Source organism: Campylobacter concisus (assembly GCF_002912895.1).
Lineage (GTDB): Bacteria > Campylobacterota > Campylobacteria > Campylobacterales > Campylobacteraceae > Campylobacter_A > Campylobacter_A concisus_G.
This window is the reverse complement of record NZ_POZX01000041.1, coordinates 1-11,072: the sequence shown is the minus strand read 5'-3', so window position 1 is coordinate 11,072 and position 11,072 is coordinate 1. Positions and strand designations below refer to the sequence as shown.

11 protein-coding genes and 2 pseudogenes are annotated in these 11,072 nt (G+C 32.8%); 4 read left to right on the top strand and 9 right to left on the bottom strand.

Going from position 1 to position 11,072, the window contains the following annotated elements; translation table 11 throughout:
- From CYP51_RS05115 to CYP51_RS05100, 4 genes and pseudogenes are all read left to right on the top strand, one after another.
- Nucleotides 1-187 (top strand): annotated as a pseudogene (locus CYP51_RS05115) (murein hydrolase activator EnvC family protein); the annotation flags it as partial.
- Between the two features lie 65 nt (nt 188-252).
- Nucleotides 253-699, top strand: a pseudogene (locus tag CYP51_RS05110) (NlpC/P60 family protein); the annotation flags it as partial.
- A 108-nt stretch (nt 700-807) separates the two neighbouring features.
- Entirely contained in the window at nt 808-1,617 is an 810-nt protein-coding gene (locus CYP51_RS05105) for a ferritin-like domain-containing protein (RefSeq protein WP_103624626.1), read from the top strand.
- Nucleotides 1,617-2,111, top strand: coding sequence for a SixA phosphatase family protein (locus tag CYP51_RS05100; RefSeq protein WP_103624625.1), 495 nt, complete (start codon nt 1,617-1,619; stop codon nt 2,109-2,111). Before CYP51_RS05105 ends, CYP51_RS05100 begins: the two co-directional genes overlap by 1 nt.
- 9 nt (nt 2,112-2,120) lie before the next feature.
- Here CYP51_RS05100 and CYP51_RS10250 read toward each other — a convergent pair whose 3' ends face one another.
- The 9 genes from CYP51_RS10250 to CYP51_RS05055 all read right to left on the bottom strand — a co-directional run.
- The gene (locus tag CYP51_RS10250) at nt 2,121-2,888 is read right to left on the bottom strand and encodes a methyl-accepting chemotaxis protein (protein WP_410002895.1); all 768 of its coding nucleotides are present in this window, start codon (nt 2,886-2,888) and stop codon (nt 2,121-2,123) included.
- Between the two features lie 494 nt (nt 2,889-3,382).
- On the bottom strand, nt 3,383-3,883 hold the full coding sequence (locus CYP51_RS05090) for a PAS domain-containing protein (protein ID WP_103624623.1): 501 nt from the start codon (nt 3,881-3,883) through the stop codon (nt 3,383-3,385).
- A 21-nt stretch (nt 3,884-3,904) separates the two neighbouring features.
- A complete protein-coding gene (locus CYP51_RS05085; RefSeq protein ID WP_072594213.1) occupies nt 3,905-5,143 on the bottom strand; it encodes a type II secretion system F family protein in 1,239 nt (412 codons plus the stop codon).
- Nucleotides 5,140-6,891: a GspE/PulE family protein gene (locus CYP51_RS05080; RefSeq protein WP_103624622.1), complete on the bottom strand. Its 1,752-nt coding sequence runs from the start codon at nt 6,889-6,891 to the stop codon at nt 5,140-5,142. The genes CYP51_RS05085 and CYP51_RS05080 overlap by 4 nt, the downstream gene beginning before the upstream one ends.
- 9 nt (nt 6,892-6,900) lie before the next feature.
- Nucleotides 6,901-7,440 carry a hypothetical protein gene (locus CYP51_RS05075; protein ID WP_103624621.1) on the bottom strand — a complete coding sequence of 180 codons (540 nt, stop codon included), beginning with the start codon at nt 7,438-7,440 and terminating at the stop codon, nt 6,901-6,903.
- Nucleotides 7,437-8,315: a transformation system protein gene (locus tag CYP51_RS05070; RefSeq protein ID WP_103624620.1), complete on the bottom strand. Its 879-nt coding sequence runs from the start codon at nt 8,313-8,315 to the stop codon at nt 7,437-7,439. Before CYP51_RS05070 ends, CYP51_RS05075 begins: the two co-directional genes overlap by 4 nt.
- The gene (locus tag CYP51_RS05065; RefSeq protein ID WP_103624619.1) at nt 8,308-9,135 is read right to left on the bottom strand and encodes an ATP-binding protein; all 828 of its coding nucleotides are present in this window, start codon (nt 9,133-9,135) and stop codon (nt 8,308-8,310) included. Before CYP51_RS05065 ends, CYP51_RS05070 begins: the two co-directional genes overlap by 8 nt.
- Nucleotides 9,128-10,648 carry a pilus (MSHA type) biogenesis protein MshL gene (mshL, locus tag CYP51_RS05060; protein ID WP_103624618.1) on the bottom strand — a complete coding sequence of 507 codons (1,521 nt, stop codon included), beginning with the start codon at nt 10,646-10,648 and terminating at the stop codon, nt 9,128-9,130. The genes CYP51_RS05065 and mshL overlap by 8 nt, the downstream gene beginning before the upstream one ends.
- Nucleotides 10,626-11,072, bottom strand: a 447-nt coding sequence (locus CYP51_RS05055) for a hypothetical protein (protein ID WP_219809034.1), incomplete at its 5' end; no start/stop codon positions are given. The genes mshL and CYP51_RS05055, both read right to left, overlap by 23 nt.

The window sequence follows — 11,072 nt, the reverse complement described above, 5'->3', positions numbered from 1 at the left end:
AGAGCGCACGCAAAAAGAGCTTGAGCAAAACATGATAAGGATCATCGCAGAAGATTTATCGTTTGATCTTTTGATGTCTGCAACAGAAGGCAAACAAAGCGAGGAGAGTATCATCTCATCTCAAATTGTAACCAAACTAAATGCCATAGCAAAAGAGGATTTTAAAAGACTTAGCCAAAACTATTAAGAAACGATAGAGAAGATAAAAAATTTGGTTCTTTTTTTAAAAAATACCTAAATACAAGAGCTGGCGGTGATTGTTCAGGATTCGTTTCTATCGTAAATGCAAAGTATCAAAATATGTATTTTGATGAAAAGATAATAAATCGCTACTACGATAATGGCGGTAGAAAGTCAAAAGCGATCTATAATTTTTATGAAAGTAAAAATTTAATTACTCATAAAAATCCAAAAATAGGCGATCTTGTATTTTTCTCAAATACTCTTGGTAGGGGTGTTCAGAAAAATAAAGATAAGAAAAATATCACTCATGTTGGCATAGTTACGGCTGTTCTTGGCGATGAGACAGTAAAATTTATACATAATTCTGGCGGAAAGATAATTCATAGCTATATGAATCTAAAACAAAAAAATGTGCATCTAAAAGGAAATCAAGAGATAAATAGCTACCTTGTAAGGTGCTCAAATTCAAGTTGCTTGGCAGCAAATAGATTTGCTGGATATGGCAAAGCAAAATAAATTAGAAATTTTTACTAAAAACCTTTTAAAACAAATATTAGGCTCAAATTTTAAGCTTTATTTATATAAATTTACACTCGTAAATACAGATTTAAATAAAGAGAAAATATGAATTTTTTTGATGAAATTTGGGAAATTTTAAATGAAGGTGAGATTGGGCTTAAATTTCTAAAATTTGAGCTATTTTATGAGAAATTTAAACGAGATTTTAATATAAATTTTTACGAAAGCTCTAAGCCAAACGAGCTAATAACGCCAAGCTACGCAAAATTTTGTAAAGTAGTTAGCATGAAAGAGCTAAACAAAAAAGTAAAGCCAAAAGATAAAAATTTAAATTTTATCCACTCGGTAGCTCATATTGAATTTAGTGCTATTGACATCGCGCTTGATGCTTGTTATAGATTTAGAAATTTGCCAAGAGAATTTTATGAAGATTGGCTAGAAGTGGCTGAAGATGAGATCAGACACTTTTGTATGATAGAAAATTTGCTCTTAAAACAAGGCGGTAGATACGGCGAGCTAAGTGTGCACGACGGGCTTTTTATCGCACTTCAAAAGACTTCAGATAGTCTAACTAGCCGTATGGCACTACTACCAAGATATATGGAAGCAAATGGACTTGATGCAAACGCTCATATTATAAAAAGACTTGAAGGCGAGGGCGGAAATGAAGAGCTGATAGAGTGCCTAAAAGTCATCTTAAAGGAGGAAGTCTCTCATGTTTATAAAGGCGATAAGTGGTTTAAGTTTGCTTGCAAAAAAGAGGGTATTGACGAAAATAGCTACTTTGACATTATCTTAAGTTTATATCCAAATTCATTTAAAAATATTAGAGAGATCAATGAGCAAGATCGCTTAAAAGCCGGATTTAGTAAAGAAGAGCTTTGCTTGATAAAGAATTTCTCAAAGGAGAGATAGTGAGTAAAATTTATTTCATAAGACATTCAAAAGCGGTTGATGAGAATAAGGATGGAGCTAAAGATGCCTTAAGAGAGCTTAGTCAAAAAGGCAAAGAAGACGCTAAATTTATGGCAAATAGACTAAAAATGTATGATGTGATGCCAGGAGCCATCTTTTCAAGCAGTGCCAAAAGATGCGAACAAACGGCAAAGATTATCGCTAAAACTTTAAAATTTAAAGAAGAGATCGATCTTATAGATGAGCTTTATGATATAAGTTTTGAAGATCTTTTAAAATTTGTCAAAAATATAGATGAGAGTTTGGATGAAATTTTTATCATCACACATAACCCGAGTATTACCGAAATTTGTGAGTATTTAAGCGATTCGTCAATAGATAATATCCCAACTTCTGGAATATTTTGCGTTGAGTTTGGATGTAAATTTAGTGAGTTAAAAGAGGGTGGTGCAAAAGCGTTATTTTTTGACCACCCCAAAAAACATCAAAGATAATTTAACACTTTAGTTTTTATCTTTAAAAATTTCGTTATACGAAGTAAAAATTTGCTCGCTTAGATCTTCTATTTTTTTAGACTTATCAACAAAATAATTCAAATTTTGTTCGTTGTAGCCAGAGGCTGACTTCTCGAGCAAGAGTTTGATTTCATTATTTAGCGACGATGTAAGCTCTTTTGACTTATCAAAATTTTTATTTTGCTTGTGTTCGCTTATACTCTCGTTCTCATACCAATCTAGCAGACTTTGCGCTAAATCACGTATTTCCTCGCTGTATCCTTGTTCGTTTATAAGATCAGAGTACACTTTAGTTTTGTAGGCAATTTGCGAAATTTTTGCGATTATGGCAAAGGTTTTATTTTCGACATATTTTGATGTTTGAGCAGTATTTTGTGCGTTTGCATTAAACTCGCTCAATACCTTTTTGAAATTTTCTACATTTTGTGTCGTTAGTTTAGAAATTTCATCGATTTTTTTAGAATTTTCATCGATATCATTTACCTCTTGCTGAAGTGTTTTTATATTGACCTCTATATCGCTTGCGGCTTTTTGTGTATTTTCGGCTAACTTTCTTACCTCATCAGCAACTACCGCAAAACCACGTCCGTGCTCTCCTGCGCGGGCAGCTTCAATGGCGGCGTTAAGAGCAAGTAGATTTGTCTGATCGGCAATATCTTTTATTAAATTTAAAACAGAGCTTATTTCAGAAGCCCTAGTGCTTAGCATGCCAGTAGCATTTGAGCAGCTTTGTACTAGACCATCAAGCTCTCCCATGTTTTGACTAAGCTCGACGATGTTTGACATATTTTCTCTTGCTATTTGTGCAGTTTGTCTAGCATCTGTTGCTGTTTGGCTTAAATTTTTGATACTTTCATTTAGATCATCTCTTACATAATTTATACCATTTATACCGTTTCCAAGTTTGTCAAGCTCGCTTGATAGAAGACCTCTAACCTTGCTTTTTTGGCCGTCTTTTATACCTGTGACACCCTTGCTCATAGATATGGCATTTCGTTTAAATAAACCCCTAAACCCTTCTACAAATATATTTCTATATGTTTTTGAGTTTTGTGCAGCTTGGACTGAGGTTGAAATTTCACGTTGAAGCGCCTCAACCTGATCTAATAGATCATTTATGCCAAGGGCGACTTCATACATCTCGTCCTTTTCTCCAACATTTACAATGCGAGGCTCTAGTATGCCATTGCTTGCCGATTTGACAACACTTAAAATCTCATTTATTGCATTTGATTTTTTCTTAAACATATCTAGAACCTTTGCAAGTTATTTATAAATTCATCATAGTTTGTTGATTTTTCTTCCAAAAATTTTAATAAATATTTTTTAGACGCTTCAATACCGCCATCTCGTTCTAGCTCAAGTAGTTTTGCATAAAGTGGTTTTATGATCTCTATTGCTTTTGCATTTGGCTTACGTCTAACAGAATAGTATCCAACGATATTATCTTGCTGATCAAGCGAGGCTGTGATATTGCCAAATACCCAGTAAAATCCACCATTGAGAGTTTTATTTTTAATAAAGGCAAAAATTTCCTCTTTATTTTGTATGCGTTCCCAAAGTAGCTTGAAAATAACTCTTGGCATATCAGTGTGTCTTATTATATTGTGCGGTTTTCCTAAGAGATCACATTGTTTTACTCCTACGATATTTAAAAAAGGCTCGTTGCAATAAGTAATCCTTCCTTTTGTATCCGTTTTTGAAACTAAAAATGCGTTCTCATCAACGCCATATTCTCTTTCTATAGGCATTTTACTCCTTTAAATGTTGATTTAATTTTTAACAGCTTTTGCCATATCCCACATTGGCATAAATATACCAAGGGCGAGCAAAAGCACCATAGCTGCGATAAATATTAGTAGTATCGGCTCAATATAGTTTGAAATATTATCAATAATATCATTAAATTTCACTCTATAATAATCAGTAACTTTTTGTGTCATGTCATCTAAGCTACCACTTTGTTCGCCAGCACCTATCATCTGTATAAGCATACCCTCATAAAGTCCAGTTTGCCTAAAGGCCTCGGTTAAGCTTATGCCACGACCAACCAGTACTTTTACAGCAGTTAGCTTATTTCTTATATCTTGATTTGAAACAGTTACAACGGCAGTATCTAGCGCATCAGCGATAGGAAGTCCTGCGCGAACAAGCTCTGTAAAGATTAGATTAAATCTACTCATATTTGCAAAAAATATTATTTTGCCTACAAGATAGACTTTTAGTAGATATTTATCGACCTTATCCCTAAAATTTTCATCATTTGAATATTGCCTTTTTAGCAAAAAAGCAAATGCGACAAGAACAACTATTATATATATGCCGTAATTGCTCATTATGTATTCAATGTTTAGTAAAATTTTAGTAGGAAGAGGGAGGTCGGCATTAAGCTGGCTAAAAATTTCTCGAAATTGTGGAACAACTGATGTCATAAGCACAATAAAAGCCAAAATTATAGAGCATATTACGGTTATTGGATACCTTATGGCTTTTTTAAATTTTTGCTGGTTATCCCAGACTTCCTGTAAGATAGAAGCTAGCTTTGATAATGCATCGGCCATATTACCAGTACTCTCTCCAAGCCTTACCATGGCAACAGTGACATCGCCTAGCTCTTCTTGAAAATTTTCTATACTTTGCGTTAAGCTCGCACCTTGATTTAGGTCTTCATCTAGCGTTTGAAATATTGTTTTTAGCCTTTTATCCTCGGTAGCATTTGCTGTCTCTTTTATGCCATCATGTATTGATATGCCAGCATTAGTCATAACGCTAAGTTGCCTTATGGTAGCGACTAGAGCTGGAATTTTTACTTTCGAAGAAGAGAAAATTTTGTTAAATTTTTCTTGCAAGTCCAAAAAATCATTGTTGATACTTGAGACCTGAGTTTCTTTGATCTTTACTATCATGCCTTGAATATTTGCACGATTTTTTACATCATTTTTGCTATTAGCCTTTAGGCTCATCTTTTGGCGTTTGCCATCTTTTATATATTCTATTTCGTAAAATTTCATATCTTGGCAACTCTATATACTTCTTCGATTGTTGTTACACCATTTGCTGCGCGTATAACGCCATCATGGAACATATCTATAAAGCCTTCGTCATAGGCGGCCTTTTTAAGCTCTTCTTTTGAAGCGTTATTTGCTACGATACTTGCTATATGATCACTGATGGATAATATTTCGCTTATCATTTCACGCCCTAGATATCCAGTTTGTGAGCAGTGCTGGCAACCTACGCTTTTATAAAATTGATAATCTTCAGGAAGAAATTTCTTAATCTCATCAAGAGCTTTTTGAGATAGCGTGACTTTTTGTTTGCAATACGGGCAAAGCTTTCTTACAAGCCTTTGAGCCTCTATGCAAACTAGTGCGCCACTTACTAGATATGGCTCAATACCCATATCGACCATACGAGGTAAAGCGCTAATAGCGTCATTTGTATGAAGTGTAGAAAAAACCAAGTGGCCAGTTAGTGCTGCTTGAATTGCGATTCTAAGCGTCTCTTGATCTCTGATCTCACCTATCATAATAATGTCTGGATCTTGCCTTAAAATAGAGCGAAGAGCCGAGATAAAAGTAAGCCCAGCCTTCTCATTGACATGTACTTGTTGGATCATATTTAGCTGATACTCGACCGGATCTTCAACAGTAATAATCTTAGTTTTTACACTTTTTATGTCATTTAATGCACCATAAAGCGTAGTTGTTTTTCCTGATCCTGTCGGACCAGTAACTAGGATGATACCATAAGGCGCTTTCATACTCTTTTTAAACTTAGCAAAGTTATCTGGATGCATACCGAGGTCTTCAATGTTTATGATAACTTTTGATTTGTCCAAAATTCTTAAAACTATGCTTTCACCGTTTAAAATAGGTAGTGTAGAGATACGGAAATCGTACTCTTTATCTAAAATTTGAGCTGAAAATCTACCATCTTGTGGGCGGCGGCGCTCCGTGATATCCATATTTGAAAGTAGCTTCATACGGCTTACCATCGGCGGATAGATATCTTTATCAAATATAAATGTCTCACTTAGCATGCCATCTATCCTACTTCTTACTATGCAATTTGTTTCGGTTGGCTCGATATGAATATCACTCGCTCTGCTTTGAATAGATGTTTTTAAAATTATCTCAATTAGCTTTAAAATTCCAGAGCTTTCTGTGCTTTGCCCTTGGCTGCTAGAGCTTGAAATCTCTTTTCTGATCTCTGTAATAACATCTTTTATGCTTTCATTAAGAGCTATTTTGTTTATATATTTTTCTATCTGGGCTGGATCGGCGCAAGCTACTTTTAATAGCTTTCTGTTAAATAAATTTTGAACTTTATCTTGAATGATCACATCAAAAGGATTTTTAAAAGCTACATAAACACTTATCTCATCTTCTTTTACAGGGATGGCGTTATATGATTTTAGCTGAGAGGTGCTTAGCTTTTCGCTGATACGGTAGTCGATATCTATATCATCAAGATCAAAAAAAGTGATTTTAAATTTATCGCATACATATTGAATGAAGCGCTTTTGATCTATCTGAAGGCTTGTTGAAATTTCATCAATGTCAGTGTGTCCTCTTCTATAAATATCAGATAGAATTTCAAAAAAAATCTCTTCTTCTAGCATATTTTCTTCAAGCAAAATAGCCAAAAGACTTTTTTCGTTTATCTTTTTTATCTCTATAATCTTTAAAATTTGCTCATCATTTAGTTTATTAAGTTGCTCTAATGTTTTTAGCGTTAAATTTTCTAAATTATTCATCTCTTCTCTTTATCTATACTCAATCTGCGAAGCAAGATCGTCATTTTTAAAAATTTTTAAAATCATTTTTGCAAAATTTGAGCTAACGATTGCACTAAGCTCATATCTTGTGTCTGAATTTGGCTCTTCAAAAATAAATACGCCAAGCTCCTCAACGTATTCTTTTTTGACAAATTTATCAAATATAAATGAAAGAATGTAATCGCTCTTTGGAAGCCTAATATAGCTTATATCAGCCCCATCCAAGATAGCATGAAGCAATAGCTTTTTTTTAAGCAATATATCAGCAAAATATGCTGCATTCTCTCTTAAGCTTTGTGTTTTTGATAGCTTGCTTGCTGGAAGAGCGAGCCTATCTATATCATTTATTTTTAAGCAAGATATACCAAAGATATTAAGAAATTCTTCATTTTGTGAATCTTTTAAAAAATCTTGTATTTTTTGATTACAAATTTTAGGATATTCAGCTTTTTCAAAATAACTTTTAATGTCAGCCGTCCCAAGCGCAAAGGCATTTAATGATAAAAATATAATAAGTAAAAATTTCACAACGTATCACTTTTTATCTTATTTATTAGCTCATTTATCTCGGGCTTATTTTTATTTTTATTATATTCTTCTAATGCACGCAATGCGTCATCTTTTTGTTTTAGCATATATTTTGCCTTAGCAAACATGACCCAAGACTCCTCAATGCTACTATCTAAATTATTCGCCGATAGTGCCCATTTTATAGTGTCGATATATCTTTTATCTTGATAGCATTTTCTTGCTATTTTAAGGGCAATTTCTGGATTTTTGCTTTTATTAAAATTTTCCTTTAGCATAGAAATTTCATTGTTTTCACTTGAAATTTGAATATCAATTTTTGGCTTTGCCTTTGGTTCTAGTTCTATTACCTCTTCATTTGGTAAAGGCTGTTCATTTTGCATATTTTCATTTTCAGTTGGTAAATTTAGCTTTAGCCAACCGCCACCACTTCTTTGTTTTTTATCTGATGCCTGCTCTTTATTATCTTCATTTAGTTTTATGGATTGTTCTAGCTTTTTAGCTATTTTCTCAGCGAGCTCATCTTGTTTCTTATCTGATTCAAATCTCTCTTTTGCCTGCTCGCTTTTTTGCTTGCCATCTTCTAAAATATTTTTGCTGATATTGGTTTCAGCAAAGGTTATGTTTTTTTCTTTTATATCTGTTTGTATCGTCAAATTTTTCTCAACTAAAGTTGGAGTATTGGTTGTCTCTTTTTTGTTTTTGGTATTTGAGAAAAATAAAAAAGCACCAAAGATAAAAGCAATTAGCAAGATCGTAATTATTAAAAGACCTAGCTTTTTATGTGACAACAATTTTAAAAGGCTATTTTTATTCTTTTTTTCGTACTCTTCATAGAGCTTTTCTAGCCTTTGAATTTCTTGTAACTCAAGCATGAATTATTCCTGTATCAAGTGCAGACATTGTCAAAATTTTAATATTTGCGTTCTCGCTACTTAGTTTTGATGGCTGATTTTGTTCATAATATTCACAAATTTCATAAAATTTATACATGATTTTATTTAGTGTGCGTAGATTTCCGCAACAAAGCTCATAGGCCTTGTCATAGTCTTTTTTCTGAAAATTTAGGTATTTATCGTAGCCCTTTTGTCCTATTTTTCTTTGCAAATAGACTATGATTTCATTCGTGTTTGCACTTCCAAGCTCTATACTCTCCCAAATTCTGGTTTGAAAATAGTCCTTTGCTAACACATCTTCATTTTCAGTTTTATGAATCGTAAATAGAAATTTAAATAATCTTGTATCGGCCATCAGCCTTATTTTTTCGATCAATTCAGTAGGATAAAGCTGCGCTTCATCTAGGATAACGACTATTTGGTTTTGTAAAATTTCATCTTTATTTTTAAATTCTTTTGAGTAGTGTGCAACAAAACTTTCAAAATTATTTATATTATCAAGCTTATTTCCGTATATATCTTCACAAAGAGCTTCTATAAATGTAGCTTCGCTAAAAAAAGGATGCGGGAAAAAAATTAATTTTTTGTCCTTTTGAAGATCAGAGGCTATCTTGTTTAACAAAAAGGTCTTTCCACTACCAGGCTTGCCATAAAAAAGTATAAGCTTTAATGGCTTTTTTAGAGCCGAGACGATCTTATTGTAACAAGTGATTGAGTTATCTAGATTAACAAAATCAGCTACTTCGTCTTCGTTGATAAAGATATCTTTTATATCTGTATAAATATTCTTGTTATTCATAGATCGTTTTAGAAAAACCTAAGTCTTTTAGTGATTGATTAAGTGGCTTTTTTTTGTCAAAATCAACTACATGAGGAGTGATGACAAAGATAAGCTCTGTTGTCTTTATATTGTCTCTTGTGCTTTTAAAGACTCCGCCTATAAGGGGGATATCAGAAAGAAGAGGTATAGAAGTATTATTTTTACCCTTTGTCTGGCCTATTAATCCACCAAGAATAATAGTATCACCGCTATCAACTTGAACAACAGTTGAAAGCTTCTTTTGCACCGTATCTGGAGCAATCTCTCTTAACGCATTTTGTCTTGTGTCATCTTCAGCGTATTTAAAGTTACTAAGCGATGGATTGATTCGAAGCATGATTTTATTATTATCAGAGACTTCTGGTAGTAAATTTAATAATATACCTATAAAAACAGAGTATTGTTTATAAGTAGTTGTCAGCCTATCACTATTGCTGTTTCCATTGTCAGTCTTTTGTTGAACACGGTAGTTTATGTTATCACCAACTGAGATTAGAGCTTGCTGATTATTAAGTGTTGTTACTTTTGGGCTTGATATAACCTTTGTCTTTCCATTTGTTTCAAGAAAATTTATCATCCCATCAAGGCTAAAATTTAAATTAGCTGCAATATTTAATGTGCGTCCAAATCCATCACTTAGGCTATTTCCTTTATTTGTCCAAGTTGCACTTGAGCTAGGATTGTTTCTTGAATTGCCAATGTATGTATTAAATCCAAGTTCAAATTTACTCCAATCAACGCCTTGCTTGTATTCATTATTTAACTCAACTGAAATAATAGAAACATCAATAATTACTTGTTTTTTTAGTCTTTTTTGCATTTCATCTATATACTTCTCAACTCGCTTAAGTTGAGAAGGAGTGGCCGTAACAGTGATAAGTCCCGCATTTTGATTTATGATAGGATCAGGCGCTGTGATATGTTCACTACTATTATTTAAAATAGCTTTGAGCTCAGCATCTAGTTTTTCCCAAAAGTCAAACCTTTCAGTAGTTTTTATAAGGTTGCTTGAACCTTGAGAACTATCATCTTGGGAATTATCGCCACTACTTGAACCACTAGAAATTTCAGATGGAGTAGCATCCACTGAAGCTTGGGTGACAGCAGTTCCTTCTCTAATAGAAGTTATATAATCTAGTTTAAAAATTTGAGTTTTTAAAGATGAAATTTTTAATACATTATTTGAAAACTCGTAGCTTAAATTTTTCTCACTTAAAAGTAGGTCGAAAACTTCGCTAAGACTCATATTTCTGATATTAACGCCAAAAACTTTATCTTTTAGCTCTGTTTTGCTATAAGTATCCTTTGCAACAATACTGAAGTTACACATCTCTGAAAGCTGATTCAACACATCTACTAGCGCAACATCATCTGAAATTTTCATATTAAAATTCTTGCTTAAACAACTACTTTCATTGGCGCTAGCATAATTCATATTTAAGCAAAATAGTGCACCTATTATTAATATTTTATTTAATTTTAATCTCAACATTTTTACTTCCATTTTTTAAAATTAGCTCTTGTTTTTCGTCACCTTTTACTAAAAAAACACTATTTTTAGTAATGTTGGTTATTTTGTAACCATCAACAATATCACCGACAGCATACCACTTGGAATCAATATTTGCTTTGTTTAATAAAATTGCTTTTAAACTAAGCCCTTTTGAAGCTTGAGTGATAATTGATAAATTTTGATCTGTTACCGTCTTGATAGGTTCTTGCTTAAAAGGATTTTTTATGCTCGAAAGCTCAATATCACTAAGACCGCTTCTTTTTTCCTTTATTTTTTCAAAAATTTTATCATAAGAGTCCATTTCCTCTTGAAGCTGATTAGCAAAAGCAATATTTAAAAATAAAAAAGCCAATAAAATTTTTATTTTCATTAGTATTTCATCCCCCAAACAGATATTGAGATC

Coding starts and splice junctions, on each gene's coding strand:
- CYP51_RS10250 (WP_410002895.1), bottom strand. CDS start 2,888: ATGGGAGAGCTTGATGGTCTAGTACAAAGCTGCTCAAATGCTACTGGC.
- CYP51_RS05105 (WP_103624626.1), top strand. CDS start 808: ATGAATTTTTTTGATGAAATTTGGGAAATTTTAAATGAAGGTGAGATT.
- CYP51_RS05065 (WP_103624619.1), bottom strand. CDS start 9,135: ATGAATAACAAGAATATTTATACAGATATAAAAGATATCTTTATCAAC.
- mshL (WP_103624618.1), bottom strand. CDS start 10,648: ATGTTGAGATTAAAATTAAATAAAATATTAATAATAGGTGCACTATTT.
- CYP51_RS05085 (WP_072594213.1), bottom strand. CDS start 5,143: ATGAAATTTTACGAAATAGAATATATAAAAGATGGCAAACGCCAAAAG.
- CYP51_RS05090 (WP_103624623.1), bottom strand. CDS start 3,883: ATGCCTATAGAAAGAGAATATGGCGTTGATGAGAACGCATTTTTAGTT.
- CYP51_RS05080 (WP_103624622.1), bottom strand. CDS start 6,891: ATGAATAATTTAGAAAATTTAACGCTAAAAACATTAGAGCAACTTAAT.
- CYP51_RS05070 (WP_103624620.1), bottom strand. CDS start 8,315: ATGCTTGAGTTACAAGAAATTCAAAGGCTAGAAAAGCTCTATGAAGAG.